Below are 26664 nucleotides of genomic sequence, written 5' to 3' on the forward strand. Positions count from 1 at the left end.
GGATCGGGGAGGCGCGCTTCCGGCTCGGCGATCAGGGGTGTTGCGCCCGACGTAAACCACCGCTCCCGAGTGCCGCAGCGAGCTTCGGTGTAAACCACCGCTCCCCGAGTGCCGCAGCGAGCTCGCGAGCATCGGTGTAAACCACCGCTCCCCGAGTGCCGCAGCGTTTTGACGAGCTTCGGTGTAAACCACCGCTCCCCGAGTGCCGCAGCGAGCTCGCGAGCTTCGGTGTAACGACGGGTCGGCGAGCCGAACACCAAAGCCCGCAACACGATGTCGATCCGACTCGCGGTACGTCATTCGACATTTCGAGACTGTTCGACGATGTGTCATCCGTCGAATCTGCGGGCGGCGAGTCGCCCGCCCACTCCGAGCTGTCCCGAAATCCCGTTCCCCAGTATGGTTTTCGGGTCACCAGCCCCTCGTTACACCGAAGCTCGTTCCTCGCTTCGGCACTCGGGGAGCGGGGAGGCGCACTTCGGCACTCGGGGAGCGGGGAGGCGCACTTCCGGCGCTCGGGGAGCGGGGAGGCGCACTTCCGGCTCGGGGAGCGGGGAGGCGCACTTCCGGCGCTCGGCGAGCGGGAGCGCACTTCGGCACGCAGAGAGCGGACGCCGCCCAGTACGCGCGGCGCAGTGTCTACCCGACGATGTCGCAGATCACCACGGGGATGTCGCGGTCGGTTCGCTTCTGGTATTGCGCGTAACCTTTGTAAGCAGACACGATCTGCGGCCACAGGACCGCCTTCTCGTCCGCATCGGCTGTGCGCGCCTTCACTTTTCGGCGTTCGCCGCGGATCACGATCTCGGCGTCGGGGGTGGCCTGCAGGTTTCGGTACCAGTCGGGGTTGCGGTCGTCGCCGCCCTTCGACGCGACCAGCACGATCCGGCTGGAGTCGTTCACCGGCGACGTCAGGTAGCACGACCGCGCCAACCCCGACTTGCGCCCGACGGTATGCAGCTCCACCGTCGGCATCCCGAAAGGTGTCGTGAGCAACCTGTTTCCGCTGACCTTGAGGATCAGCCGGTGACCGTGATTCATCAGTTTCGCACTGTAGTCTTTGACTGCGTTCGAATTCATTGCGATGCCTTTCGTTGTTGCGCTTGATAATTAAGGGATCCGACGTTCTGCCACCACGTGATCGTCTTCGCCACGACGACCTCCGGCGTGCGTACCCATCCGACGTGATCGTTCGACGCCCCGTCCGGCACTTCGTCGCCGCCATAGTGCCAACGCGTCGACGACGATGAATCAAACAGTGCCGCAAGGTGATCGACGGCACCCGCCGGGGACATCCGATCGTCGCCGAGGCTGACGATCAACGACGGCGTCGAAATCGGTGCGGCCGTTGCAAATGGCGCTCGCCCGGTCAGCACCATCCGTGCCCACTCGCGCATCAAGGTCCGTGCACCCGGCGCGCCGAAGGCCGGTTCGGGCAGGTAGCCGAACAGCGAAGTCGTCACGGGCACAACGACTCCCGCCATCAGCGCCAGTGGAGCTCCGCCATAGGCGAAATGCCGGAAGAACGGCACGGCCCCACCGACGGTGACGACACCGTCGACGGGCGGTTGCGTCAACTCGTGCCCGACCACGAGCTGCCCGCCCAGACTGTGCCCCAGCAGAATTACCGGCCCCTCCGACGACGCGCGCGCCGTCGACACGGCCGCAGCGATATCGGCGATCTCGTCGGCATAGCTCCAGTCGACGTCGCGACTCGCGCGTGGCCGGTCGCGCTCGAATCCGCGTCGACGCAACGCCCGTGCCTGCCATCCCCGACGTTCGAATTCTTCGACGAGCGGGCGGTAGTAGCCCGAACCGATCGCCATTGCCGGGGCGATCAGAACGGTCGGCGCGGCGTCGACTGGCAGGTCAGGCACGACGCGCCTGCGCGGCGACGTCGAGCGGTACACCGGTCAACCTCTCGGAGATCTCCCACAGTCGACTGATCCCCTCGTCAATGCCGAAGGGTGCCAACGGCTTACGCACGGGAGACCCGAAGCTCACGAACAACGGGCCGTACAGCGAACCGCCCTGTGCCGTCGGATCGGTCGCCGCGCGGAGTTGACTCAGCGCACCGCGTTCGACGCTCATGCCGAACACATCCGTCGCACGGCCACCGAGTCGGCCGAAGAGTCCGCCGCCGCCGGCCGACGCGGTGGTGGTCTGCAGATCGGAGTCGGTCCAGCCCGGATGGGCGGCAAGCGCGATTGCGCGCGAACCCGCGGCCTGCAGTCGGCGATTGAGCCCGATGGCGAACTGCAGGTTGGCGAGTTTGGAGTTGCCGTACGCGCGCCATGCGTCGTACCGACCGTCCAGGAACGGATTCGCCGGATCGAGATTGCGACCCTGATGCTGCGCGATGCTGGTGAGCGTGACGACGCGCCCCGCATCGGCGGCGAGCACCGCGGGCAGCAACTCGGCGGTCCAGGTCCAATGCCCGAGGTGGTTGGTGCCGAGTTGAGTTTCGTACCCGTCGACGGTGCGCCCCTCCGGCATCGCCATCACGCCTGCGTTGTTGATCAGCAGATCGATTCGGCTGTGGCCGGCCAGAACGTCGGCAGCGGCCCGCTTGACCGACTCCTGCGATGACAGGTCGAGCGGTACGATCTCCACCGTCGCATTCGGTGCGGCGGCCCGGATCTGATCATGCGCGACCCGCGCCTTGGTCTGGTTGCGCGCGGCGAGCACGACGTCGGCGCCCTGGCGCGCCAAGGCTTTTGCGGTGGCGAGTCCCAGTCCGCCGTTGGCTCCGGTGATGACCGCGACTCGGCCATGCTGAGACGGGATGTCGTTTTCTGACCAGCTCATGATTGTCTCCTCGGTGATGTCAGGCGGCGCGCTTGCGCAGCCACTTGCGGTATTGACGCAGCGCTTGTTCCTGGCGAACGGTCTCGACCACGAGCGCTACTTTGGGATTGCTGTTCGGACGCGTGGGTCGGCCGGCGCCGATCAGGCGCAGTTGCCGACGAACGCGGGCCATACCCGCGGCCGATGCCACCGCCTTGTCCTTGATACCGACCGGAGTCAGTTCGACCTTGGCGTCGGCGTCGGTTCGCCACTTGTTCGGCAGATCGGGGTCGACGGCGAGGGCGCTGCCCATTCCGACGATCGCTACACCACCGGCCAGAACTTCCTCCGCGACCGGGCGCCGAACGATGCCACCGGTCAGCATCAGCGGAAGCGGACTGGCCTGTGCCAATTCCTCTGCGAGAGTGAGGAAGTACGCTTCCCGCGACCGCGTCCGGTCGTCGGCGGCCTGCCCCGTCATCGCCGGAGCCTCGTAGCTGCCACCGGACAGTTCGACGACGTCGACGCCGAGCGGGTCAAGCATGGCAATGACTTTCGCGGCGTCGTCGACGTCGAAGCCGCCGCGCTGGAAGTCGGCGGAGTTGATCTTGACGGCCACCGCGAACGTCGGCGACACCACTGCGCGTACGTCTCGCACGATGTCGAGGAGCAGCCGCGCCCGGTTCTGCAGGCTGCCGCCCCACTCATCGGTGCGCTGATTGGACAGCGGTGAGAGGAACTGCGAGAGCAGATACCCATGTGCCGCATGGATTTCGACGCCGTCGAAGCCCGCTTCTTCGGCTCGACGCGCGGTCGTGACGAAGCGCTCGACGGTGTCGGCGATCTGGCTGGCGGTCATCGCCTCCGGCGTCGCGAAACGCTTGCTGTTGCGGCCGATGTCGATGCGGGTCGGCGACGGGGCCCACGCGACGCCGGGCATGTCCGCCCGAACCTGCCGGCCCGGATGGTTGATCTGCATCCAGACCTTGGCTCCCCCGCTCTTGGCGGCGGACGCCCAGCGCCGGAAGGGTTCCAGCGGCGACCTATCGTCGAGCACGACGCCCGCCGGTCCGGTCAGCGCCTCGGCATGGACCATGACATTGCCGGTGATCAGCAGTCCGGCGCCGCCGGATCCCCACCGCTCGTACAAGCGGACGAGGGTGTCGCCGGGGAGTTGGCCGGTAGCCGCCATGTTCTCCTCCATCGCGGCTTTGGCCAGCCGGTTCGGGATGACCGCACCGCTGCGCAGGGTCAATGGGGTGAACAGAGTGGATGACATCGAATCCTCCGGGACGCTTTATGTTTACGGTGCTTACAACCATAAGCCGCCCTGTTAGCAGCGTCAACATCAGTAGTGTGTGACCGCCATCACTCACGTCACCGAGCAACCACCGAACGAGGCCGACATGGACGCAGACTTCGACGCGCGTACTTTCGCCGAAGCCATCGAAGCGCGGCTGCTCGGCGGCCCACGAACCTTGAGCCCGCGTGGCTTATCCGAGCGAGCCGGCCTCGATCAGGATTCCGCGCGCCGCCTCTGGCGCTCGATGGGGTTCGCCATCACCGACGACGACGAGGTAGCACTCACCGATCAGGACCTCGCGGCGTCGCAACGGGTCAAGCGGGCGATCGACCTCGGAATCGTGAGCTTCGACGAAGTGGTCTCGATCGCGCGCCTGACCGGCCAGGTCTTCGCGCAGCTCGCCGACAACGCCGGCGCCGCCTTGGCACGAATTGCATTGAGCCACAGCGAAACTGATTTCGACGGCGTCGTCGATCTGCTCGCCGACGAAATCCTTCCACTGCTCGAAGACCAACACCGGTACGTCTGGCGCCGTCAACTCGCGGCTTATGTGGCGCGCAACGCCGCCCGCTACGACCGCGATGGTCTCGACGACGCCGCCGTCACCGTCGGGTTCGCCGACATCTCCGGCTACACGTCCCTGTCCCGGCACACCAGCGAATCCGGTCTGGCCGGGTTACTGGAGTTGTTCGAATCCGTGGCGACCGATGCCGTCGGTGCGCACGGCGGGCGCGTTGTGAAGCTGATCGGCGACGCCGTGCTGTTCACCACAGCGGAGCCGACGTCGGGCGCCGACGTCGCGGTCGACCTGCTCGACGCCTGGCCCGCCGATCAACCGTCGGTGCGGGCAGGCGTCGCCACCGGCCCGGTTCTGCGGCGCCTCGGCGACGTATTCGGTCCGACGGTGAACGTCGCCAGCCGGCTGACGTCGGTGGCCGAGCCGGGCGAGATCCGCATCGACGAGGCGACGTACGGAGTTCTCGCCGCGGATCGGCGGTTTCGCGTCGTCGAGCAAGCACCGAGGGACGTGCGGGGGTATGAGCAGCTGAAGTCGTGGACGGTTCGACGCACCGCGGATTGACCGCTCACCCGTCCGCACCCGACCACCCGGTCACTCCGACGACACCGAACACCAGGATCCGATGGAACGGCCGGTCAGCGTACTGCGGAACGGTCCGCGACAGGCGCTCGGCGAGGTCGTCGACGACGGTGCGCTCGGGACCCGGCAGGTAGGAGAGTTGGGCCTTGACCCACCACAGCCGTGACCAGTCCTCGATCTCCCAATGCTCGACGAGCAGCGTCGCACGCGGATCGGCCGCGAGGTTCTGCTCACGCTTCAACCGGGTCGACGTCTTGGGCTTCACCGAGTCGATCGGTATGCCGACGTACCCGTCGTCGCTGACGGTGTAGACGACGGGCTGTGGGTCGGCACCGCGATCAGGGTGCGTGGTGCACAGGACGCCGTGGAGGTTCGCGGCGAAACGGGCGTGGGCCGCGGCGACCGTGAGTTTCATCGTTGTGTCATAACACGCCGCATCATCCGGCGCATCGAGGCGTTTGCAGAGGTTTCGACTCGGACTCGACTGGCGCCTCGCCCGGCACGCCAGCGAGAGACGGGGGCCGCGGCGACTTTTCACGCCCTATGTCACTCTCGGATCTCGTCGCGAAGATGGGCGTCGGAAGCCGTCGCCGGAATCGCTGCCGCAATCAAGGCCGCCAATCCGACGACGGCCGCGGAGACCAGGAACGCCGTCTTGTATCCGGCTTCGGTCGGCGGGCCATGGGAAGTTGAGCTGGCCGCGACGATCGCCACCGCGATCGCGCTCCCCATCGCGCCACCGACAGTCCGCAAGATCGTGTTGATGCCGGCGGCCGCACCGGTCTGCTCGGGCGGCGTAGCGTCGACGACGAGAGTTCCGATGCTGCCGAACGCCAACCCGTAGGCGAGCCCGAGCACGGCCCCGCTGATCGCGACATGCAGGGGCCGGTCGTGAAATGCGCAGAGGCCTAGCAACCCGACCGCAGCGAGCGTCGCGCCGGCCTGGAACACGCCACGTGCACCTTTTTTCTGTCCCGCGAGCCGTGACGTCACCGGAGCCGCGACGGTCATGCACACACCGATAGGCGCGATCAGCAGTCCCGTGCGCGCCGCGCTGTAGCCGAAACCGTAGCCCGACTGCGGCGGCGCCTGCGCGAGCAGCGGTAACAGTGTCACCGCGGCGAACATCCCGAGCCCCGTGACGACGGTCGCAACGTTGAGCGCGATGAGGCGGCGTCCGAATAACAGCCGCAGATCAATCAACGGTTCAGCCGTGCGATGCTCCACGGCGCCGAACGCCCCCGCGAACACGAGGACGGCGATCCCGAGACCGACGGTCGCCGGCGAAGCCGCTCCCCAACTGCGCGCCTGACTGATCGCGAGCAGCAAACTCACCAAGGCCGCCGCAAGCAACACACCCCCGGTGATGTCGAATCCCCGACTCTGTGGATTTCCAGCCTGATGTCGAGGCAATGCGCCCGAGCCGGCGAGCGCGATCACGCTCAGTCCGGCGATCGTCCAGAACACCGCCGACGTGCCGGCGACGTCGGCGAGCGGTCCAGCCACCACCATTCCGGCGGCACCGCCGACACCGAACATGGCACTCAGTGCGGCGATCACCCTGGGCAACCGCTGACCCGGGAGCACCTGTCGAGCGAGACCGAACGTGCACGGGAAGACGCCACCCGCAAACCCCTGAACGACGCGCCCGAGCAACGCACCCGAGTACCAGCCCGCGCCGACGCTGACCGCGGTGAGCACGCTGCCGATGGCCAACAAAGCCAGACCGGTGACGATGACTCGGCGATGCCCATGCTGGTCGCCGAGTCGTCCGGCTATGGGCGTCGCAACCGCCGACGCCAACATGAAAGCCGTCAACATCCAGGTGGCGCCGACGGCGTCGGTTCCGAACTCGCGAGCGAGGTCGGCGAGCACCCCGACCACGATCGTCTGCGCGAGAGCGACCACAAGCGCGGCGAGCAGCAACACCGACGCCACGGCACGCGACGGTGCGGAATCGTCGTCCTCTTCAGCTCTCTTCTTGAAACGCCGCACGATATGCGCCACCGACAGAACCAATACCGCCGCCACCCACATCGAGACTCCTTCAACTCTCTAATGTAGGTGACCCTAACAGATTAGTAACCGTTGGTCACTAAATTGGCCACTACGATGTAGATCGTGCAGAAACAGGCGCGGCCGCAAGGTCGACCGGCGAGATTGAATCGCGAAATGATCGTCGCCGCGGCGCTCGAGAGCAACCTGCAAACCCTGACGATGCGTGACTTGGCAGCGCGGTTGGGCGTCACCCACTCCGCGCTCTACCGATGGGTCGCCGACCGCGATGGGATTTTCGACCTCATCAGCGAGGTGATGGTCGAGCGAATTCTCCCCGCGTCCGAACCCACGGCGTCGAGCTGGCGAGACTGGCTACGTGACCTGGCGTGGAAGATGCACGACGAATTCGGCGCGGTACCCGGCTACGCTGCCCACGTCGCCGCACCTCACCGGCACAATCCGGCTTCATTCGGGCTATTGCACGACCGCGTCGTGCACGCCTTCACAGTCGCCGGCGCATCGCCGGCGATGGCGCAGCAGAGTTGGTTCGTCTTCGGGCTGGGGGTCGTACAGTGGCTCGGAGCGCAGCACGCCGGCCACGATCTCGGATCGGGCACCGCACGATTCGACCTATTCGTCGACGTGTTGCTGCGCGGCCTGCCAACCCGCGAGCCGACATCAGACCACCCGTGTTGACCGCCTGCATCGCGCAGTCAGCAGATGCATTCGACGATTCACCGCTCGCCAGGAAAATGTGGGCGCGCTCGGCGGACGCGTCGTGAAGTTGATCGGCGACGCCGTGCTGTTCTCGATCTCCCAATGCTCGACGAGCAGCGTCGCACGCCAACACGAAAGACCTCTCGCAGCCTGAACTGGAAGACACCACGAGACACTCGCGGGATCCTCTGACGATGCGCCTACGCCAAGAAGCTTCGAGGAATAGTGAACGCCGTGTGCGGAGCACCCTGAGCTGCAAGGCATCATCATGTCGTGCCCTCCCATATCGACCGCATGATCTACATCGACGACTCAGGACACCCCGCGTCCGGACTCGTCGTGTACGGCTGGATCGAGTTCAGCCCCGACCACTGGAGCACCGTACTCCGAACCTGGCTAGACATGCGCAAGATGCTGTGGCGCGAGTACCGCATCGCAGTCACCAAGGAACTCCATACAACCGACTACGTCAACGGACGCGGACGCCTCTCCAAGCGCGTCCCAGACCGCCACATCCACAATGGCGTCGAACACTGGAAAGACTTCGGCCGCGAAGTCGCTGACACCTGCCTCGACACCCTCCGCTGCACCGAAGGACTTCGACTCGGCGCCGTCTACCGGCGAGGCGAACCATCCGACCTGGCTGCAACAAAACAGAGCCTCTACGCCGACCTCGTCGCACAATTCGAGAACGAACTACGCGACAGCGACTCCCTCGCCCTCATCGTCATGGACGGAGACGGCAGTGACACCAGCTACCGCACCACCCATCGCGGACTCGAACTCCAACGCCGACGGGTCATCGAAGACGCCATCCACATCGACTCGAAGGTTTCCCAACTCGTCCAGATGGCAGATCTCGTCGCATGGACCGCCAACGCACACATCGACAAACACCCGCACAACGAATACGCCTGGAACTGGTATGCAAAATATCTTGCCGAACGCGACAACCGCCGCGAACCCCGCCCGATGTAAATAACCCCACAAACAGCTAGACCCCCTGCTCCACAGGTGTGGGGGGGTCTGCACAAGTGAGCATACCGACCGCCAATCACAAGGTCAATCAACCACTACGACCGTCATCCATCATCCGCGGACCAAGCCCGGAACGATCTGTCGAGACAGCGGCAGCTTGGGCCGGATCTTCCGAGCACACAGAGATCTCCGCAAGGAGGCTGCGATGCCAACCAGCAACGCTCAAGCGTGGTGAGTTGCGGTCTCATTCTACCCCGCAAAAAGACGGCGGAAGTCGTTGCATCGCAACAACTCCCGCCGTTCTTGAGAGAAAATCTACAGCTCGGCCAGATCGTAGGATCCGACGTTGGCCGCCAGCGCCCGCAGGTGGTCGTCGGAGCTGCCGAGCAGTCGGTCGATCGCGGCGAGTCGGCCGGTGTAGTGGCCCACCGGGTACTCGGCGGTCATACCGATACCACCGTGCAACTGGATGGCCTCCTGGCCGATATGCCGGCCCGAGCGGCCGATCTGCAGTTTGGCGCGTGATGCGATGACCGGGTCGACGGTGCCGTCGGCGACCGCCATCGTCGCGTACGCAGCCATGCTGCGGGCGAGTTCGAGCGACACGTACATGTCCGCGGCGCGGAAGGTCAGCGCCTGGAACTTCGAGAGCGTCACCCCGAACTGCTTGCGCGTCTTGAGGTATTCGGTGGTCAGGCGCAGCGCCTCTTCCATCGCGCCGACAGCCTCGGCACACAGCGCGGCCTGCGTGCGGACGTCCGATGCCGCGATCGCCGCGGTGGCATCGCCACCGTCACCGAGTGGCTCGGCGACCACACCGTCGAAGTCGAGTTGCGCGGCCCGCTGACCGTCGAATGTCTTGTAGCCACGGCGCGCCACGGCCGCGGCGTCGACCACGAACAAACCGACGCCACCGTCGGGCAGCGCGGCACTGACGACGATCCGGTCGGCGCAATCACCGTGCGGGACAGGGTTTTTACGGCCTGAGATGGTCCACACGCCACCGTCGTGCGTGGCGACGGTCGACAGCTCGGTCGACGGCCACCGCACACCGGGTTCCTGATGCGCGAAGGCCAACAGCACACTGCCCTCGGCGACGTCGGCGAGCACCTTGCGCTGCTCGACCGAACCCAGCTCGGCGATCAAACCGCCCGGGGTGAGAACGCAGTCGATGATCGGCTCCGGTGCGAGACGACGGCCGACCTCAGTCAGTACCGCGTGCACCTCGACCGGCCCGGCATCCATCCCACCGTCCTCTTCGGAGAAGGTCAGTCCGAGCAGGCCCACCTCGGCGAGCTGGCCCCACACCTCGCGGCTCCAGCCGAGCTCGGTGTCGATGACCTGATTGCGCTTCTCGGCGTCGTAGGCCCGAGAAAGCAGTGTCGCGGTGGTGTCGCGGAGCATTTCCTGCTCATCGGAATATTGGAAATCCATGTCAGTTGCTCACTTCTCTCAGAGGCCGAGGATGGTCGAGGCGATGATGCTGCGCTGCACCTCGTTCGATCCGCCGTAGATGGATACCTTGCGGTAGTTCAGGTAGGTCGGGGCGGCGTGCTGCGCCCACTCCGGCGAAGCGATGCCGTCGCCGGCGTCGAACGGGAGCGCATCCGGCCCGGCGACTTCGAGCATCAACTCGGTGGCGGCCTGCTGCAACTGGCTGCCGCGCATCTTCAACACCGACGACACCGGGTTCGGCTTGCCATCGGCCGATCCCGCGACCACCGACAGTTGAGTCAGCTCCAGCGCGAGTACTTCGTTCTCCACCTCGGCCAGCCGCGCCGCGAACAACGGATCCTCCAACAGCGTGCCGCTGCCGACCTTGGTGTTGCGCGCATGCTCCTTGACCTGGCCCAAGCGCACCTTGGTGCGCGAGACGCCGGCGATGCCGGTGCGCTCGTTGCCGAGCAGGAACTTGGCGTAACTCCAGCCCTTGTTCTCCTCGCCGACGAGTTGATCGGCGGGCACCCGGACGTCGTCGAAGAACACCTCGTTGACCTCGAAGCCGCCGTCGATCAATTTGATCGGACGGACGGTCAGCCCGGGGGTGGTCATGTCGATCAGCAGGAAGGAGATTCCCGCCTGCTTCTTGGGCGCGTTCGGATCGGTACGGACCAGGCAGAAGATCCAGTCACCGTACTGGCCGAGGGTGGTCCAGGTCTTCTGGCCGTTGACGACGTAGAAGTCTCCGTCGCGCACCGCGGTGGTGCGCAGTGATGCCAGGTCAGAACCGGCGTCGGGCTCGGAGAAGCCCTGCGACCACCAGATGTCGAGATTGGCCGTGGCCGGCAGGAACCGCTCCTTGAGCTCCTGCGAACCGAACTCGGCGATCACCGGACCGACCATGCTCGCGTTGAAGGTCAGCGGCTCGGGAACCGACGCCAGCTGCATTTCCGAGAGCCAGATGTCGTGCTGGGCGGGGGTCCAATCCTTGCCGCCCCACTCGACCGGCCAGTGCGGAACGGCCAGACCATGCGCGTTCAGAATGCGCTGGGTCGCGACGACATCGTCCCTACCGGACTCGCCGGCCAGCGTGCGGGCACGGATCTCAGCGGGAATCTCGGTGCGGTAGAACGTGCGCAGTTCCTCGCGGAATGCGGCCTCGTCGTCGGTCAGGCCAAGCTTCATGTAGGTCCTCCTAGGTCCTGCATCGAATTGTTGATTCGTTGCACCATTCCTGTTTATCATGCAACTATGGCTGGCCACAATGATGGCAAAGAACTGGCGATCGCCACCGCGCGTCGACATTTCTTTGCCGGCGACAAGATCGATCTGCAGAAGCTGGCGGCCGAACTCGGTGTCGACCGGTCGACGCTGTTCCGCTGGGTCGGCAACCGCGAACAACTTCTCGAAACCGTCATGTGGTCGCTGTCCGAGCCGACGTTCCGCGGCGCACTCGAGGAAACGACGAATATCGGCGCCGCCCGCATCGCCGACACCACCGGCGCATTCAGCCAGGCGCTGATCGACGCCCCCTACTTCCGGACCTTTCTGCGGCGTGAACCGGAGCGCGCGCTACGGGTACTCACCACCAAGGCCAGCACCCTGCAGAGCGGACTGGTCAGCGCCGTGGAAAAGCTGGTGCAACAAGAATTGGACCGCGGAAACCTGCAGCACCGCATGTCCGCTCATGACCTGGCGTACCTCATCACCCGGGTCGCCGAGTCGTTCATCTACGCGGACCTGATCACCGGCGAGCAGCCCGACGCGACCAAGGCCGCCATCGCGATCGCAGCCCTGCTCGGCGACGCCGACTACACTCCCCCGGACTACGCTTCCTCGAGATCGTCATAGTGTAAGACGGCTTGGACGTCCTGACCGAGATGTCGGTGGTAGGTGTCGAGGCCCGTTACGACATTGCGCCCGAGGTCCGCGAGATGACCGGCGAGGTCGGCCAGCGACGTCTCGCCCGCCGGATCGCTGAGCGCCTCCGGCAGGTCGAGCTCCGCGTCGAGTTCGGACAGTTTCGCCGCAAGGGCGGGCGAGCCCACCCACTCGTTGACGATGCTCAGCTCCGCCAGCAGACTGTGCGCCTCGTCCGCGGGCAACGAAAGCTCCAGTGCGCCAACGAAATCCGCGTCAATCAAGAATCCAGCCTCGACGAGGCTGATGATCTCGGCAATGTCGAACGCGGCGTCGAACGGCACGTCTTGCGCGCCGGACTCCCGCAGTGCCTCGACAATCGGAAGCACTGTGCTCGCCCAAGTCTGCAGCGCCGCGAACAGGACACCGGAGACCGCGACGAAGTCACCGTCTTCGGTGTCCTCTTCGATCAGCATCGTCGCCCACGCCGACACCGCGGTCTCGGTGATACTCAGCCGCGCCTCACGCTCCGACGTCCCGGTCGTGGTCGCGATCATCGAGATAGTCGATTCGATGAACTCGCGCGCCACATCGGGCTTGATATCGAAATCGCGGGCATCGAGCTCCGCGATGAGCAAGCTGGTGTAGGTGTCGAGCCATTTCGCGTATTGATCGTCGGGAGTCACCCGACCATCATCGCCGTCGCCGAGCCACCGCGCCCGACAATTCGACGCCGTCGGCGCGTTACCCGCCTGCCTTGGTCACCAGTTCCCGCACGCGTGCCTGGGCCTGCGGGCCGAATGCGGTGAACGTCCACGCGACGGGATGCATGTCGGCGTCGTCGGAGACCGACGGATTGCTCACCTCACCGAATCCGAAGGCGATGAAGTCCTTGTCGGGTTTGATGTAGCAGACGTCCTTGCCGTCGCGGACGTAGAACGGCAGTCCCCATCGGACGATCGGCTCCAGCGACGGCGCACATTCGCGGATGATCGCGTGCAGCTGCTCGCCGATCTCGCGGTACGGAGGTGGAACGTCATGGAGTTTCGCGAGTACGGCGGCGTCGCCCTTCTTACCGAACATTCAGATCAAGCCTCCCGGAAGTCGTGCACTACCCGACCAAGTCTGCATGATGAATCGCTGCGACGTCGGGGTGCGCGCGTAACCGGGCTTTGAGCAGGTTTTCACCGTAGCGGGAACCGAGGACATTCGACGCGTCTTGTTCGACGCCGCGTGCTCGGACGGCGAGGTCGGCGGGCAGGTCGATGCGGGGGACCTCGGCGTCGAGCCCGGGGTTGAAGAAGAACGGAATCGACAAACGCTCCGACCCGGCGACCGGTGACACGACCCGATGTTTGGTCGCGCGCAGATAGCCGTCGGTGGCCACTTCGAGGAGTTCGCCGATGTTGCCGACGAAGGCGTCGTCGACGGGCGGGACGTCGAACCAGTCGTCGTCGCGCTGCACCTGCAAGCCACCCTTGCCCGGTTCGACGAGGAGCAGAGTGAGGATGCCGGGATCTTTGTGCGCACCGACGCCCTGTCCCGCGGCGCCCTGCCCGACGTCGACCTGGCTGGGGTAGCGGACCAGCTTGAGCAGGATCGACGGGTGGTCGAAGGTGGCGTCGAAGTGGTCGGGCGAGGCACCGAGGGCGACCGACCATTCGCGGACCAGGCGGTCGCCCAACGCGCTGAGTCGCTCGATCCAAGCGTCGATGACCGGCCGTAGCCGCGGCAGCGCGGCGGGCCACTGGTTGGGGCCGTCGAGGCGCAGATAGGCGGGCTCGATCACCGTGTTGGGGCGTCGTTCGCTGCCGATGTCGATCTGTTCGCGCCAGTCGGGTGAGCCCTGGGTGTATTCGCCGCCGGTACGGGTGTAACCCCGAAACCATGGACTCTTGGTCATCTCGACGGCGAGTTTGTCCTGCTCGGGCAGGGCGAAGAAGGCACGCGTGACGTCGAAGAGTTCGTCGGTGACCGGCGTCGGGATGCGGTGGCGAAGATGGAAGAACCCCACCTCGTGGGTGGCCTCGCGCAGCTTCTCCCGGAACCGGCGAGCCGCGTCGGGGCCGGCGTCGAGGTCGGCGATGTCGAGGAGCGGAAGGTCACGATCAGACATGACTCAACGTTAGCGAGTCCGGGAGTCAGCCCGTCTCGATGCCCGCAAACGCGGAGAACGGGCCGAGTTTCGGCGGTCGTCCAGGTCTGCCGCAGAGTTCGACCAGATGAGTCTGATGTTCACCGATGTCTATCCCGACGTCCCGGTGCCTAAATCGATATGGCGATGGATCGAAGGTGCATATCACTCTTCCCCGCCCAACATCCGCTTCAACTGGCCCAGGTCTGACTCCATGCTCTTGAGCAGCCGCGGCACGCTCGGCGCCGACGCCGCCCTCGACGAATCGGCGCTAACCGACTGCACGGCCATCTCGGCCAGCTCCGACGCCGCGGCCTTCTCGTCGTCGCCGGGGTGATACCACCACGCGACCCAGTTCAACATCCCGACGATCCCCAGTGCCGCGGTCCGCGGGTCGGTTTCCCGGAATGAGCCGACCCGAATGCCGTCGCGGATCACGGCGATCAGCTCTTTCAAGACGCTTCGCCGGCTGGCGCTGTAGGTCCGCGCGAGTTCCTCGGGGAGGTCGGCCTCCGAGCGGATCATCAGCCGGAACTTGTCCGCGCTCGACATCTGGTGCAGCGCAATGAATTTCGCCATCTGACGGAGCTTCTCCCGCGGCGGCAGCTGAGCCATCGCGTTGATCTGGTGCAGCAGCTGCGCCGGTTCCTCGGCGATCTCGGCGACCAACTGCGCGAACAGTTCGTCCTTGTTCGTGACGTAGTGGTACACGGCCTGGCGTGTCATTCCGGTGGCGTCGGCGATGTCCTGCAGCGTCGTGCCCGCCACGCCGCGCTCGGCGAACAACCGTGCGGCGTTCTCCTTGATCTCACGTTCCACCAGCTCATGCCGCACACGCGGACGCCCCCGGCGTTTGCCGGGGGCTGCCGGTGTCGGTTCCCCAACGTCCGAGGTCATGGCGACTACGTTAACCCGGCACCGGTGAACACCACACCGTCGACGCGCTCACTCGCGACCGCGGCCGCGGCATCCGCGCGCAGTTCGGCGGGCACCTCCACGACGACGGACGCGCCCCGGCGTCGAATCAACTCCGCCACATCGAGACGGTCGAGCACGGCTTCGCGTTCGTCGGACCCGGTGAGCCGGTAGGCGTCGGATAGGGGCAGATCGGCGAGCAGTTTGCGCACCTCGACGCTCCACGGCCGGTCGCCGACCTCGACGTCGACCGCCGACTCCGGGACCGACTGAGCCTGCGTGAGCACCCACTCGGTGACCTCGCTCGACGCCGGGACGTCGGCGGCGGCGCAGCCGGCGAAGGCCGCCAGGCCGTCGCGCACGATGGTCTGGGCGGTCTCGGCGAAGCGTTCCAGCGACACCTTCCCGGCGCGGGTCATGTAGCCGATCATCAGCTGCGCCACCGGCATGTCGATGCGATACGGGAACTCGTCCCACCACACCATCGACCGCTCGGCGATGGACTGCAGATGCTCGACGGCGGGACGTCGTTCCACCTCGTAGGCGGCAAACGCCGACTCCAGATCGTCATTGGCGAGCAGTGCCCGATCCAGCGCGATCGCGTCTTCCATCGCGAGCTTGGTACCCGACCCGATCGAGTAGTGCGCGGTGTGCGCGGCGTCGCCCAGCAGCACGACGTTGCCCGCGTGCCACGATTCGCAGCGCACCGTCCGAAACCGCAGCCACTTGGTCCGGTTGCCGATCAGCTTGTGCCCGTGCAACGGTTCGGCGAACGCCTCCTGCAGATAGTCCAGCGACGTCTGGTCGGTCTCACCGGCGGGCGTCTGTTCGGTCGAGACGTCGAATCCGGCACGCTTCCAGGTCTGCTCGTCGGTCTCGATGAGGAACGTACTGCGGTCCGCCGCATAGGGATACGCGTGCGCCACAAAGGTTCCGTGCTCGGTGGTGGCCGGCGTGAACACCGCGCTGGGCAGCTGAAAGTCGGTGCCGCACCACAGATACAGCCCCTCGCCTTCGACGATGCTCGGCCGGAACTGATCGGCCGACGCCGTGCGCGTCGCACTGTTGATACCGTCGGCCGCCACGATCAGATCGGCGTCGACTTCAGTAACCGCGCGCCGTTCACCGAATCGCAGTTCGACGCCGGCTTCGACGGCGAAGCGCTGAAGTACCGACAGCAGCGTCGCGCGGCCGATGGCGAGCAGTTCACCGTGGGCCAGCCGCACTTCGTCGTCGCCGACCTTCATCGACATCTCGTGCGGCAGCGCGGCGTCGACGATGGCGGACAGCGACGCCTCGTCGGCGTCGCGCAGGTTGCGCTGGGTCCGCGAGGCGAGTCCGACGCCGAATCCGAAGGTCTGGTCTCCAACACCCTGCTCGTAGACGGTGACCGTGGCGTCGGGGTGACTCTTCTTGAGCAACCGCGCGGCGTACAGGCCACCGGGGCCGCCGCCGAGGACGGCGATCGTGTCGAGTTTCATGACTGCGCTCTTTCCGCCTCGACGCGCGCGACGACGTCGGCACGCAGGCTCTTCTTGTTGACTTTGCCGACATTGGTGCGGGGCAGTTCGGGCACCCACACGAGCCGTTCGGGCCATTTGAATTTGGCGACGCCGAGCGAGTCCATGTGCTCCTGGATCTGCACCATGGTCAGCTCGGTTCCGTTGCTCGCCACCAGGTAGGCACACGCGCGCTCGCCGAGCCGCTCGTCGGGTGCCGCGACGACAGCGGCCGACGCGATCGCCGGGTGCTGCATCAGCAGCAACTCGACCTCCTCGGCGTTGACCTTCTCACCACCGCGGTTGATGAGGTCCTTGATGCGGCCCTCGATGGCGAGGTAGCGCCGGCCGTCGAACTCGTGCCACGCCGCGAGATCGCCGGTGCGGTAGAAGCCGTCGGAGGTGAACGCGTCGACGTTGTGATCGGGAGCGTCGAAGTAGCCGGGAATCGTGTACGGCCCGCGGCAGCACAGCTCGCCGACCTCGCCGTCGGGCAGCTGTTGTTCAGTGCCCGGGTCGATGATGCGGATCTCGTCCGACTTGGCGATCGGCACGCCGACGGTGGACGCGCGGGCCGACGCGGGAGCGTCGAGGGGCGTGACCAGGAACATCCCCTCCGACATGCCGAACATCTGCCCGGCCCAGCGTCCGGTATCGACGCGGGCGAACAGTTCCGGCGACACCTTGGCGCCGGAGAGCACCGTGTGCCGAAGGGTCGGAAGCACAGCGTCGAACGCGGATGTCTGGACCGCCTGGTAGTGCCCGTGTCCGATGAGGACGTCGGTCACGTCGCTGCGGGCCATCAACTCGAAGGCGGGTCCGGCGTCGGGGTTGGCCAACACAAGCGTCGCCCCGACGGCGTGCGTCGCGTGCAGAGCGCAGCTGATGCCCGCGTTGTGGATCACCGGAATGAGGTGCGCGACCGTCGAGTCCTCGGTCCAGCCGAGCGCCCGGGCATAGAACAGTGCGTTGTTCCAGTATTCGGCGTGGATCCGCGGGATCACCTTCGGCACGCCGGTGGTGCCGCCGGACAGCTGAAAGACTGCGACGTCTTCCGAATCAGTTTGCGCCTCAATGCTTTCCACGAATTCACGAGCCTCGGTGGGCGGGATGTCGAGGCCGAGGTCGTCGATTCCGGACTCACCTCCAATGGTGAACAGGTGGCGCATCGTCGGGTGACCGTCGGCCACCTCCCGGGCGAACCGGACGAGGTCGAACGACAGTCCGGCTTCGACGATGTGCCCGACGGCCCCGACCTTGCGGCTGATGTGGCCGATCTCGTGCATCCGATGTTGGGACAGCGTCGCCACCGGGACGAGCCCGGCCTTGAGGCAGCCGTACCAGGCGAGGACGGTCGCCGCGCGGTTGGTCACCTGGAAGATGACCGGGTCACCTCGGCGCAGCCCGACCCGGCCGAATGCCGCGGCGATCTGGTCGGTCCGCTCGTCGAGTTCACGGTAGGTGAAGGTCGCCTCGGCGGTGATCAGCGCGGTGCGATCACCGAACCGGAGTGCCGACTCGTGGAGCCGCCCACCGGTCGGTACTTCACTCCACTCGCCGCTGGCGCGGTAAGCCTGCGCGCGTTCGGCCGGGTACGACACGAGACGGCCGTCCCAATCGAATGCATTCACGTTGTTCTCCTCTATTTGACGTAGTTTCCGCCGGTTGAGGCCGGGACGAAGCGCTAGCGAAGTCCCCACCCCCGCCGGTTGAGCCGGGACGAAGCGCTAGCGAAGTTCCGTGTCGAAACCCCCGGTGTCCGGCTTCGGATCGTCGGGTTGCGGGGTTTCGACTCGCTCCGCTCGCTCAACCAGCTGAAGTGGTCCGCTCGCTCAACCAGCGGAAGTAGTCCGCTCGCTCAACCAACGGAGATGGTCCGCCCGCTCAACCAGCGGAGGTAGTCCGCTCGCTCAACCAGGGTCAGTGCGACGGCGCGGCGGTGAGCAGACTGGTCAGCTCGCCGATGTGGTCGGGGTGGTCGGAGGGCACGATGCCTGAGTACACCGCGGTGAAGCAGCCCGGGCAGCACTGCTGACGGAACACGACGTCGGCGTCGACGTACTCGCCGGGCGCGGAGGTGACCTGCGGTCCGGCCTCGCTCGACGGTCCTTCGTAGTGTGCCAGCGACAGCTTGCCCGACTTGGTGTCACCGAGGATCCGGCCGCAGTGCGCACAGGCGATCACCTTGGCGTCGCCGACGGTGACCTGCGCGAGGTTGTCGTCGACGCGGCGGGCGCCCGTCAGATCGACCTTGGCGTCCTGCGATGCCGGAACAGCGGAGCGTTCCCGACGCTGCGTGAGCAACGCGTCTCGACGCTCGACCGTCGCGTCGGCGTCGAGCTGATCGCCATCGACGACGACGCCGTAGTTCCGCAGCGCACCGTCGACGGTCACCTTGCCGTTGACGACGTCGGCGGCCACCGACGCCGGGTCGCGGCGCAACGGGTCACCGTAGCCGCCGCCACCCTGCCAGTGCATGTAGAGCACTTCGCCGGGGGCGAGGTAGCTTTCCGCGTAGCAGGCGCCGGTCTCCTTGGTGCCGTTCAGATCGTCGAGCGAGCCCGGGACCTGCCCCGATGCCAGCAACTCCTGGACTCCCGAGTCGCGAGCGAGGATCTCCAGCCCGGTGTTGCCGGGGAGTCCGCCTGCGAGTCCGCCGTTCTGGGCGACCGCTTTACCGGCCGACGCGAACACGAGTCCCATCGGCAGGCTGCTGCCGTACGGGGTGACCGCGAGCGACGCGCTCACGCCGCCGCGCATGCGGCCGGGGCCGCCGGAGTCGGGCTCTTCCCGGCGCCACAGGGTCAGCAGCGGGTAGAGGAATTCGGTCATCTCGGTGTCCGGGATGCGACCCATCGGGATGCAGAACAGACCACCGGTGTCCATGCCGTCGGCGACCGGGCGAGCGCCGTAACCGCCGGCCATCGGCTCCATCATGATGTTGAGGAACGGAACGGGCTGCTCGCCGCGCTCGTCGAGACCCGCGACCACCGCGGTGTCCCAGGTGCCGCAGCACGACGCCTGGACGTTCTTGCCGAGTTCGATGTCCTGGTCGAGCATCTGCGCGAGACATTCGGCGATGAGGTTGCCGGTCAGCCAAGCGGGCCCGATCGGTCCGCGGCTGACGGCCGCCGGGAAGGTCGCGTTGTTGATGGTCCCCTCCTCCGAGATCAGCTCGAAGCAGCGCATCAGACCGCCCGCCGACCAGGGGATGTCGCCGGCGAGGATCGGCAGCAGGGCCAGCATCACGCCGCCGCGCATGCCGGCGTAGGTGCAGTTGATGACGCCGGTCTGCGGGTCGGTGCCGGTGAAGTCGAAGGTCAGATGATCCTCCGACTTGGTCATCGCGACGGTGATCTTGTGCAGGCCACGGTCACCGACCGCCGCCTGGTCCTGGTAGCCGGTGGCCTTCCAGGTGCCGTCGGGCAACGACGTCAGCTTGTTGCGCAGGCGGCCCTCGGCGTCGTCCATCATGCGCTTCATGACGGCCTTGACGGTGTCGGCGCCGTACTGCTCGATGACGGCGAGCAGTCGGTTGCGGCCGACGGTGTTGGCGCCGATCTTGGCGCGCAGGTCCAGGCCGACGAGCATCGGGACGCGGGAGCGGCGGGTCCAGGCGTCGGCGACGTCGCGCTGCAGGACGTGGTCGCGGACCACCTTGATCGGCGGCGTCGGGAGCGACTCGGAAAAGACGTCCTTGGCCGCCGGATCGAAGGAGCCCAGGCCCGATCCGCCGAGGTCGGGTTCGTGGCAGATGGCCGACGTCCAGGCGAACAGTTTGCCGTCGTGGAAGATCGGCTGATAGACGATCACGTCGCTCTGGTGCAGACCGCCGCCTACCCACGGGTCGTTGCAGAGGAACATGTCGCCCTCGGCGATGCCGGGGTTGTCCGAGCGGTTCTTCAGGGTCCAGTAGATGGCGAGGTCGACGGCGCCGACGAGCATCGTGTTGTACAGGCCAACCTGGACTTCCTGGCCGACCTCGTCGCTGACGGCGAAGTCGAAGTCGTTCGCGTCGGTGACGATCGGCGAGCCGGACATGCGCTTGAGCGCTTCGCCCATCTCGTCGGTGACCGACCACAGGCGGTGGCGGATGACCTCGTAGGTGAGCGGGTCGACGGCGTCGATCTGCTCCTGGGTGACGGTGTGCAGCGGAACGTGTGCGCCGACGGCGCGGGCGAGTTCGGCGGGATCGAGCGGGCGGCTGGAGAAGATCTCTGAGCCGGGGATGGGTGCGGTCATGTCAGTGCTCTCCTGTGTCTCAGGCGTGGGCCAGGGCGGCGTCGGCGACGGCCGTGATGTCGGTGTCGGGACGGTCGACGGCGATATGCAGGTTGCCGAGCCGGTCGATGGTGCCGGTGGTGTCGTGCGGGACGACGACGGTCGTGGTGGGAACCTCGATGACCGCCGGGCCGCGCAGAACGTGACCTGCGCGCAGTTTGGTGTAGTCGTAGATGTCGGTGTCGACGTAGCCGCGACGTGCGCCCATGCACACCTTGCGAGTGCCGGTCAGCGCGACCGACGCGTCGGCCGAGTCGGCCGGGGCGAGGTCCGGCAGGGTGGGTGAGAACGGCAGCACGCCGGTGCCGCGGACCCGGTAGGTGATGGCCTGGATGCCTGCCTCGCGGAAGCCGCTGTCCTTGCCGTACAGCTCGGCATAACGGGTCTCGAACACGTCGGCCGAATCGGCCAGCTCCTGCGCGGTGAGGTCGCCGGCCGGGATCGGGGTGGCCACCTCGGCGAGCTGCATCGAGTACCGCATGTCGATCTCGCGCTCGATGTCGATCGAGGAGAACTGCAGACCCTGCCGGCCGAGCAGTTCGCGGACCTGGGCTTCGAGCGCTTCGAAGTTGCGTTGCACGCGCGCCGGGTCGAGCGGCAACGCCGCCGGATCCGACATCTCCTTGGCGAGCACGATGTTCGACGACGCGAGACCGTAGGCGGAGAAGGCCGACGCCACCTGACCGAGCGGCACGACGACGTCGGTCGCGCCGATCTCCTGCGCGTAGAACCCGCAGTGAGCTGGGCCGGAACCGCCGAATGCGTAGACGATGAAATTGCGCGGGTCGTGACCGGCTTCGACGACGGTCTTGCGCAGCAAGTCACCGGTCTGGGCGTTCTGCACCTCGTAGATGGCTGCGGCGGCCTCTTCGATCGACAGTCCGAGCGGTTCGGCGATACGGGTGCGGATCGCTTCGCGGGCCAGGCCGACGTCGAGGGCGCGACGTCCGCCGAGCAGACCGCGCTCGGGAATGATGCCGAGCACCAGGTTGGCATCGGTGTTGGTGGGCTCGGTGCCGCCGTTTCCGTAGCACGCCGGGCCGGGGACGGCCTGGGCGCTGTGCGGGCCGATCTGCAGGTTGCCGCCCGCGTCGATCCAGGCGATGGCGCCGCCGCCGGAACCGATCGCGTGCACTTCGAGGGTGGGGACGTTGATCGGGTGGTGGTTGATGATCGTCGTCGACGACCGGACCGGCTCGCCGTCGACGATGAGGCCGGCGAGGAAGGTCGTGCCGCCGGCGTCGGTGGCGATCACGTTGCGGTGGCCCAGCTGCTGGCCGAGGGACACGGCGCCGATCACACCACCGGTGAGGACCGAACCGACCGTGGAGATGGCGTTGCCGGGAGCTTCGGCGGCGGCGACGGCACCTCCGTTGCTCTGCATGACCAGCAACGGGCCGTTGAGCTTGTGTTCGCGCAGCTTGGATTCGAGTTCGCCGAGGTAGTCGCGCAGACCGGGGCCGATCTGGGTGCTCATGATGGTGGTGGCGTTGCGGGCGAATTCGCGGATACGGGGCGAGACCTCGCTGGAAATGGCGACGAACAGCGACGGATCCACCTCGTGCGCGATCTCGCGGATCCGCTGCTCGTGAGAGGCATTGCGGAAAGACCACAGCAACGATACGGCGATCGCCGAAATACCGTCGGCGACAAGAGTTTTCACTGCTTCACGGACTTCGTCCTCGTTGAGCGGGACGATGACGCGACCGTCCCGGTCGACGCGCTCGGTGACCTCGAGTGCGTGACGCTTGCGGACCAGCCCATGCGACTTGCTCTGTCCGATCGGGTTCTGGAGATCCTCCGGCGAGCGGCCGAGGTAGCGTCCCTCGACGTTCATGATGTAGATCGAGTCGCGGTGTCCCTTGGTGGTGATGAATCCGATGTCGGGGACCTTGTTCATCACCAGCGCATTGAGCGACGACGTGGTGCCGTGGGCGATGTGGTGGGTGTTGGCCAGCATCTCGTCGAGCGGCTCACCGAGTTGCTCGGCCAGGACGGTCAACACGTCCATGACGCCCGTCGAGTAGTCGGGCGGCGTCGACGGTGCCTTACCTGCGACGACCATGCCGTTGCCGTCGTCCAGAACGGCGTCGGTGAACGTTCCACCGACATCTACGCCGATTACATATGCCATGCGTGCTCTCCTTCGATTTCACGAGTCACGGTGACCCGCATCACGTTGATGACGATGCAGATGATTATTCGACGTTTACGCAAGGAAAGTCAAGCGGTTCGGCGAGATTGGCCGAGAAGAGTCGTCGACCTGGCAGTTATTGCTGTTCGACGGGCATCCTGAAGTGTCGACACCGGACGGCCATCAGTGCATCTTCTCGCCCCGACCCCTTGACTAACGAGCCGGAGCGTCGAATAATTGTCGTCAGCGCAAGATAAATGTTCGACCGATCGAAAGGCCCCCATGAGCCCCCACCGCATCGGACTGGTCGTCCCCAGTTCCAACGTGACCGTCGAGACCGAGATGCCCCGCATCCTCGGCCGGCATCCCCACGAGGACTTCTCGTTCCACTCGACACGGATGCGCATGCACAGGGTGTCGCCGGAAGGACTCGCCGCGATGAACGCCCAGCGTGAACGGTGCATCATGGAGATCGGCGACGCCTCTCCGGAAGTCATCCTCTACGCATGCCTGGTCGCGATCATGGTCGGCGGTCCGGACGAGCACCGGCGCGTCGAGTCGGCCGTCGCAGAACAGCTGGCGACCGGCGGATCGGAAGCCCGAATCCGTTCCAGCGCAGGCGCTCTCGTCGAAGGACTGCGGGCACTCAACGCCAACCGCGTCGCGCTGGTGATGCCGTATATGAGGCCGCTCGCCGAGCAGGTCGTCGAATACCTGGAGGCCGAGGGCTTCGAGATCGCCGATTGGCGCGCCCTCGAGGTCGCCGACAACAACGACGTCGGCTGCATCCCCGGGGACCGCGTGCTGGAGGCCGCGCGGTCGCTCGACCTCACCGACGTCGACGCCCTGGTCATCAGCTGCTGCGTACAGATGCCGTCGCTGAGCCTCGTCCAGCCCGCCGAGGACGAGTTCGGTCTGCCCGTCCTGTCCGCCGCGACCGCGGGCGCCTACAGCATCTTGCGCGGTCTCGGTCTGCCCGCGACCATCGAGGGGGCGGGCAGCCTACTGCGCGCCGACCTGGTCTCGGCAGCCTCGGCCTGAAAACCATTCCCCGATAAGGAGATTCACATGTCCGACCATCTCGTCCGCGGCGTCGACCACGTCGCGTACCCAACGTTCGACCCCGCGGGCACCGTCGCCTTCTACCGTGACACCCTCGGCTTCCCGGTCGTCCACTCGATCTGTGCCGCCGGCTGGGGCCCCGACCAGCACCCCGACTTCATCCACTTCTTCTTCGACATCGGCAACGACGACCGCCTCGCCTTCTTCTACTACTTCGGTTTGGAGGAGTTCGACGGTGGGCCGCAGGGAGATTCGTACTCCAAGTTCGCAGCCGACGTCCCGATCTGGTTCATTCGCTCGCGCCACCTCGCCATCCACGTCGACAGCGAAGAGCACCTCATGGAGTACCGCCGCCGCCTCGACGACAGCCGGTGGCCGGTGGAGATGCAGATCCAGCACGAGACCATCGAATCGATCTACACGCACGATCCCAACGGCTACATGATCGAGATCACCCGCGCGATGCGGCCGGTCACGCCGCAGGAGGATCTCGACGCCACCATCACCATCGACGCCCTCGTCGACGTTGTGTCGCAACCGAATCCGTCGATGGACGCACTGCTCGTCCGCAAGGCCGAGCTCATCGTCAAGCGCGCCGAGGAATGGCAATCGCAGCAGGTACCGCAGGACGCCGCAGCCGAGGAGGCGTCCGCGCGATGACCACCGTCTTGATCCTCGACGTACCGGAGAACCGCCCCGTCGTCGACGTCGCCGCGACCGCGGAAACCGTGACCGTAGACCGCATCGGTCCCTACTTCAAGGTCAGCGCGCCCGGCCCGATAGTCATCGATCGTCGCGCCACCGGTTGCCGCCATGCCGTGTGGTACAGCAGCGTCGCAGGTCTGCTCGACACCCGAATCACCCAGTGGGACAAGGACGCCATGTGTCTGGAGCAACGATGAGCGCCCCGGCGCCGGAGGCACGCCTGGGCGCCGGGCGATACATCGAATCTGCCGAAATCCCTTCGGCGACGGTCACTTCCGCGCATGAGCTGAATACCGCCGACGGCGCCAAGGTAACCGGCGTGCTACGCACCGTACCCGGTGCGCGCACCGTCGTCAGCCTCATGCACCCCCGCCAGGACCTCACCCACCACGTGCTGGTGCCCGAACTCCTCGCCCGCGGCTTCGCGGTGTGGACGCAGGGCACCCGGTCGACGAACAATGACCTGAGCCTCATCCACGAGCAGGCATTGCTCGACGCCGCGGCGGGGCAGGTCTTCCTGCGCGACAACGACTTCGACAACCAGGTGACCCTCGGCCACTCGGGTGGCGGAACGCTGCTCGCCTTCTACCATCAGCAGGCCGGTCGGCCCGCCGCCGAAAGGTTGTCGGCGACGCCGTCGGGTCGGCCGATCGATCTCGCGGGTGCCGAGATGCCCGTGCCGGACGCCGCTGTCTTCATGGCTCCGCATCCCGGGCAGGGTGCGCTGCTGCAGCGGCTGATCGATCCGTCGGTCGCCGATGAGAGCGACCCGCTCTCCATCGATCCCGATCTCGATCCCTACTCTGCCGCAAACGGTTTCGCGCCTGCGCCGGAGCCGGCGTCGTACAGCGCGGAGTTCATCGAGCGGTATCGCGCGGCGCAGGCCGAACGTATCCGTCGGCTCGACGCCGAGGCGCTCGCCCGGGTGCGACTCGCCGACGAAGCGCGCAAACGATTCAAGGCGGGTCAGGATCCGGCGGATCGTCGGGCGTCGTTGGCTCCGCGGGTGTTGACCGTCTACCGCACCGACGCCGACCTGCGTTTCACCGATCTCTCGATCGACCCGAACGACCGCCCCTACGGGTCACTGTTCGGTCGACGCCCCGATCTCACGAACTACGGCCTGGTCGGCTTCGGTCGATTGGTGATGCCGGAGGCGTGGATGTCGACGTGGTCGGCGAACACCACCAACGCCGACTTCCTCAAGTGCGCTCCCGGCGTGACGGCGCCGACGCTGTTCGTCGAATTGACCGGCGACGCTGCGTGTTTCCCCAACGACGCCAAGGCGATGGTGGCGGCTTTCGGAGCCGCGGACGTGGACCATCGTCGGGTGGCGGGCACCCATTTCGGCGGCCCGATCAGTCCTGACGCCCCGAGCGGAGCCAGCTTAGCGGCAGCCGAGATCGGCGGATGGCTGGAGGAACGGTTCGGGTAGTGCCATAGGCGATGTAGGTCCGCTCCCGGTGGGCCGCAGTCGCCGAGTACCGCTGCTCCCCGAGTGTCGTGGTTGTCGCTCGCGTCTGCCTGCTCCCCGAGTGCCGTCAATGTCGTTCACGCCGCATCCCACCGCTCCCCGAGTGCCGAAGCGAGGCACGAGCTTCGGTGTAACGAGGGGGCTGGTGAGCCGAAAGCCTAACGGGGGAAAGGGATTCGGAGACGCTGAGCGTTCCTGCTCCCGGAGTGCCGTTGACGTCGGTCGCGCCGCAACCCACCGCTCCCCGAATGCTGTCGACGTCGCTCACGCCGCAGCCC

General features: G+C 66.4%; 24 protein-coding genes and 1 pseudogene. 9 read left to right on the forward strand and 16 right to left on the reverse strand.

All coding sequences use genetic code 11. The annotated features are described in order from the left end of the window. Nucleotides 1–639 precede the first annotated feature (639 nt). The 4 genes from HH308_RS26050 to HH308_RS26065 are packed head-to-tail and all read right to left on the reverse strand — an operon-like array spanning nt 640 to nt 4066. Nucleotides 640–1080 (reverse strand): nitroreductase family deazaflavin-dependent oxidoreductase, encoded by a 441-nt coding sequence (locus HH308_RS26050; protein WP_170197194.1) that lies wholly within the window; start codon nt 1078–1080, stop codon nt 640–642. Further along, nucleotides 1077–1877, reverse strand: a complete 801-nt coding sequence (locus HH308_RS26055; protein ID WP_312870859.1) for an alpha/beta fold hydrolase — start codon at nt 1875–1877, stop codon at nt 1077–1079. The genes HH308_RS26050 and HH308_RS26055 overlap by 4 nt, the downstream gene beginning before the upstream one ends. Further along, nucleotides 1870–2808 carry an oxidoreductase gene (locus HH308_RS26060; protein WP_170197195.1) on the reverse strand — a complete coding sequence of 313 codons (939 nt, stop codon included), beginning with the start codon at nt 2806–2808 and terminating at the stop codon, nt 1870–1872. Before HH308_RS26060 ends, HH308_RS26055 begins: the two co-directional genes overlap by 8 nt. A gap of 19 nt (nt 2809–2827) precedes the next feature. Continuing rightward, the gene (locus HH308_RS26065; RefSeq protein WP_170197196.1) at nt 2828–4066 is read right to left on the reverse strand and encodes an NADH:flavin oxidoreductase/NADH oxidase family protein; all 1239 of its coding nucleotides are present in this window, start codon (nt 4064–4066) and stop codon (nt 2828–2830) included. Nucleotides 4067–4145: 79 nt separating this feature from the next. On the opposite strand from HH308_RS26065, the gene HH308_RS26070 reads away from it, so the two are divergent. Next, a complete protein-coding gene (locus HH308_RS26070; RefSeq protein ID WP_312870860.1) occupies nt 4146–5171 on the forward strand; it encodes an adenylate/guanylate cyclase domain-containing protein in 1026 nt (341 codons plus the stop codon). 4 nt (nt 5172–5175) lie between these two features. Here HH308_RS26070 and HH308_RS26075 read toward each other — a convergent pair whose 3' ends face one another. Beyond that, the gene (locus HH308_RS26075; RefSeq protein ID WP_170197197.1) at nt 5176–5604 is read right to left on the reverse strand and encodes a PNPOx family protein; all 429 of its coding nucleotides are present in this window, start codon (nt 5602–5604) and stop codon (nt 5176–5178) included. 131 nt (nt 5605–5735) lie between these two features. Continuing rightward, nucleotides 5736–7226, reverse strand: coding sequence for an MFS transporter (locus tag HH308_RS26080; protein ID WP_170197198.1), 1491 nt, complete (start codon nt 7224–7226; stop codon nt 5736–5738). A gap of 135 nt (nt 7227–7361) precedes the next feature. Here HH308_RS26080 and HH308_RS26085 point away from each other — a divergent pair, with 135 nt between their 5' ends. Then, on the forward strand, nt 7362–7883 hold the full coding sequence (locus HH308_RS26085) for a TetR/AcrR family transcriptional regulator (protein WP_211188866.1): 522 nt from the start codon (nt 7362–7364) through the stop codon (nt 7881–7883). Nucleotides 7884–8177: 294 nt separating this feature from the next. Next, on the forward strand, nt 8178–8882 hold the full coding sequence (locus HH308_RS26090) for a DUF3800 domain-containing protein (RefSeq protein ID WP_170197199.1): 705 nt from the start codon (nt 8178–8180) through the stop codon (nt 8880–8882). Between the two features lie 315 nt (nt 8883–9197). Here the strand turns inward: HH308_RS26090 and HH308_RS26095 are convergent, their stop codons facing one another. Both HH308_RS26095 and HH308_RS26100 read right to left on the reverse strand, forming a co-directional pair. Further along, nucleotides 9198–10316, reverse strand: a complete 1119-nt coding sequence (locus tag HH308_RS26095) for an acyl-CoA dehydrogenase family protein (RefSeq protein ID WP_170197200.1) — start codon at nt 10314–10316, stop codon at nt 9198–9200. Between the two features lie 18 nt (nt 10317–10334). Beyond that, nucleotides 10335–11507 (reverse strand): acyl-CoA dehydrogenase family protein, encoded by a 1173-nt coding sequence (locus tag HH308_RS26100; RefSeq protein ID WP_170197201.1) that lies wholly within the window; start codon nt 11505–11507, stop codon nt 10335–10337. A gap of 66 nt (nt 11508–11573) precedes the next feature. On the opposite strand from HH308_RS26100, the gene HH308_RS26105 reads away from it, so the two are divergent. Further along, the gene (locus tag HH308_RS26105; protein WP_170197202.1) at nt 11574–12173 is read left to right on the forward strand and encodes a QsdR family transcriptional regulator; all 600 of its coding nucleotides are present in this window, start codon (nt 11574–11576) and stop codon (nt 12171–12173) included. Here HH308_RS26105 and HH308_RS26110 read toward each other — a convergent pair. From HH308_RS26110 to HH308_RS26120, 3 genes are read right to left on the reverse strand one after another with little or no spacing between them, the layout of a single operon-like run. Further along, on the reverse strand, nt 12149–12868 hold the full coding sequence (locus tag HH308_RS26110; protein WP_170197203.1) for a hypothetical protein: 720 nt from the start codon (nt 12866–12868) through the stop codon (nt 12149–12151). The two genes, HH308_RS26105 and HH308_RS26110, sit on opposite strands and share 25 nt — an antisense overlap. 58 nt (nt 12869–12926) lie before the next feature. After that, complete coding sequence (locus HH308_RS26115; RefSeq protein WP_170197204.1) at nt 12927–13265, reverse strand: DUF1801 domain-containing protein; 339 nt, start codon at nt 13263–13265, stop codon at nt 12927–12929. Nucleotides 13266–13293: 28 nt separating this feature from the next. After that, entirely contained in the window at nt 13294–14298 is a 1005-nt protein-coding gene (locus HH308_RS26120; RefSeq protein WP_170197205.1) for an isopenicillin N synthase family dioxygenase, read from the reverse strand. A gap of 55 nt (nt 14299–14353) precedes the next feature. Between HH308_RS26120 and HH308_RS30750 the strand changes: the two are divergent. After that, nucleotides 14354–14485 (forward strand): annotated as a pseudogene (locus tag HH308_RS30750) (VapC toxin family PIN domain ribonuclease); the annotation flags it as partial. Here the strand turns inward: HH308_RS30750 and HH308_RS26125 are convergent. The 5 genes from HH308_RS26125 to HH308_RS26145 all read right to left on the reverse strand — a co-directional run bounded on the left by HH308_RS26125 (nt 14482) and on the right by HH308_RS26145 (nt 23145). Beyond that, complete coding sequence (locus HH308_RS26125) at nt 14482–15213, reverse strand: TetR/AcrR family transcriptional regulator (RefSeq protein ID WP_170197206.1); 732 nt, start codon at nt 15211–15213, stop codon at nt 14482–14484. The pseudogene HH308_RS30750 and the gene HH308_RS26125 overlap by 4 nt on opposite strands. A 5-nt stretch (nt 15214–15218) precedes the next feature. Continuing rightward, nucleotides 15219–16712: an FAD-dependent monooxygenase gene (locus HH308_RS26130; RefSeq protein WP_170197207.1), complete on the reverse strand. Its 1494-nt coding sequence runs from the start codon at nt 16710–16712 to the stop codon at nt 15219–15221. Beyond that, a complete protein-coding gene (locus HH308_RS26135; protein ID WP_170197208.1) occupies nt 16709–18361 on the reverse strand; it encodes a (2,3-dihydroxybenzoyl)adenylate synthase in 1653 nt (550 codons plus the stop codon). Before HH308_RS26135 ends, HH308_RS26130 begins: the two co-directional genes overlap by 4 nt. A 289-nt stretch (nt 18362–18650) precedes the next feature. After that, nucleotides 18651–20972, reverse strand: a complete 2322-nt coding sequence (locus HH308_RS26140; protein WP_170197209.1) for a hydantoinase B/oxoprolinase family protein — start codon at nt 20970–20972, stop codon at nt 18651–18653. Nucleotides 20973–20991: 19 nt separating this feature from the next. After that, nucleotides 20992–23145: a hydantoinase/oxoprolinase family protein gene (locus tag HH308_RS26145; RefSeq protein WP_170197210.1), complete on the reverse strand. Its 2154-nt coding sequence runs from the start codon at nt 23143–23145 to the stop codon at nt 20992–20994. Between the two features lie 282 nt (nt 23146–23427). On the opposite strand from HH308_RS26145, the gene HH308_RS26150 reads away from it, so the two are divergent. The 4 genes from HH308_RS26150 to HH308_RS26165 are packed head-to-tail and all read left to right on the forward strand — an operon-like array spanning nt 23428 to nt 26347. Next, nucleotides 23428–24186 carry a maleate cis-trans isomerase family protein gene (locus HH308_RS26150; protein WP_170197211.1) on the forward strand — a complete coding sequence of 253 codons (759 nt, stop codon included), beginning with the start codon at nt 23428–23430 and terminating at the stop codon, nt 24184–24186. A gap of 27 nt (nt 24187–24213) precedes the next feature. Continuing rightward, on the forward strand, nt 24214–24867 hold the full coding sequence (locus HH308_RS26155) for a VOC family protein (RefSeq protein WP_170197212.1): 654 nt from the start codon (nt 24214–24216) through the stop codon (nt 24865–24867). Beyond that, a complete protein-coding gene (locus HH308_RS26160) occupies nt 24864–25109 on the forward strand; it encodes a hypothetical protein (protein WP_170197213.1) in 246 nt (81 codons plus the stop codon). Before HH308_RS26155 ends, HH308_RS26160 begins: the two co-directional genes overlap by 4 nt. Beyond that, a complete protein-coding gene (locus HH308_RS26165; protein ID WP_170197214.1) occupies nt 25106–26347 on the forward strand; it encodes an alpha/beta hydrolase in 1242 nt (413 codons plus the stop codon). Before HH308_RS26160 ends, HH308_RS26165 begins: the two co-directional genes overlap by 4 nt. The last annotated feature ends 317 nt before the right edge of the window (nt 26348–26664 follow it).

The organism is Gordonia asplenii, assembly GCF_012933505.1.
In the GTDB taxonomy this organism is placed as follows: domain Bacteria; phylum Actinomycetota; class Actinomycetes; order Mycobacteriales; family Mycobacteriaceae; genus Gordonia; species Gordonia asplenii.

What these genes read in the sequence shown, in the direction of transcription:
- HH308_RS26150 (WP_170197211.1), top strand. Translation starts at nt 23,428, where the DNA reads ATGAGCCCCCACCGCATCGGACTGGTCGTCCCCAGTTCCAACGTGACC.
- HH308_RS26050 (WP_170197194.1), bottom strand. Translation starts at nt 1,080, where the DNA reads ATGAATTCGAACGCAGTCAAAGACTACAGTGCGAAACTGATGAATCAC.
- HH308_RS26145 (WP_170197210.1), bottom strand. Translation starts at nt 23,145, where the DNA reads ATGGCATATGTAATCGGCGTAGATGTCGGTGGAACGTTCACCGACGCC.
- HH308_RS26060 (WP_170197195.1), bottom strand. Translation starts at nt 2,808, where the DNA reads ATGAGCTGGTCAGAAAACGACATCCCGTCTCAGCATGGCCGAGTCGCG.
- HH308_RS26105 (WP_170197202.1), top strand. Translation starts at nt 11,574, where the DNA reads ATGGCTGGCCACAATGATGGCAAAGAACTGGCGATCGCCACCGCGCGT.
- HH308_RS26160 (WP_170197213.1), top strand. Translation starts at nt 24,864, where the DNA reads ATGACCACCGTCTTGATCCTCGACGTACCGGAGAACCGCCCCGTCGTC.
- HH308_RS26085 (WP_211188866.1), top strand. Translation starts at nt 7,362, where the DNA reads ATGATCGTCGCCGCGGCGCTCGAGAGCAACCTGCAAACCCTGACGATG.
- HH308_RS26120 (WP_170197205.1), bottom strand. Translation starts at nt 14,298, where the DNA reads ATGTCTGATCGTGACCTTCCGCTCCTCGACATCGCCGACCTCGACGCC.
- HH308_RS26065 (WP_170197196.1), bottom strand. Translation starts at nt 4,066, where the DNA reads ATGTCATCCACTCTGTTCACCCCATTGACCCTGCGCAGCGGTGCGGTC.
- HH308_RS26140 (WP_170197209.1), bottom strand. Translation starts at nt 20,972, where the DNA reads ATGACCGCACCCATCCCCGGCTCAGAGATCTTCTCCAGCCGCCCGCTC.
- HH308_RS26075 (WP_170197197.1), bottom strand. Translation starts at nt 5,604, where the DNA reads ATGAAACTCACGGTCGCCGCGGCCCACGCCCGTTTCGCCGCGAACCTC.
- HH308_RS26115 (WP_170197204.1), bottom strand. Translation starts at nt 13,265, where the DNA reads ATGTTCGGTAAGAAGGGCGACGCCGCCGTACTCGCGAAACTCCATGAC.
- HH308_RS26125 (WP_170197206.1), bottom strand. Translation starts at nt 15,213, where the DNA reads ATGACCTCGGACGTTGGGGAACCGACACCGGCAGCCCCCGGCAAACGC.
- HH308_RS26155 (WP_170197212.1), top strand. Translation starts at nt 24,214, where the DNA reads ATGTCCGACCATCTCGTCCGCGGCGTCGACCACGTCGCGTACCCAACG.
- HH308_RS26095 (WP_170197200.1), bottom strand. Translation starts at nt 10,316, where the DNA reads ATGGATTTCCAATATTCCGATGAGCAGGAAATGCTCCGCGACACCACC.
- HH308_RS26130 (WP_170197207.1), bottom strand. Translation starts at nt 16,712, where the DNA reads ATGAAACTCGACACGATCGCCGTCCTCGGCGGCGGCCCCGGTGGCCTG.
- HH308_RS26100 (WP_170197201.1), bottom strand. Translation starts at nt 11,507, where the DNA reads ATGAAGCTTGGCCTGACCGACGACGAGGCCGCATTCCGCGAGGAACTG.
- HH308_RS26165 (WP_170197214.1), top strand. Translation starts at nt 25,106, where the DNA reads ATGAGCGCCCCGGCGCCGGAGGCACGCCTGGGCGCCGGGCGATACATC.
- HH308_RS26080 (WP_170197198.1), bottom strand. Translation starts at nt 7,226, where the DNA reads ATGTGGGTGGCGGCGGTATTGGTTCTGTCGGTGGCGCATATCGTGCGG.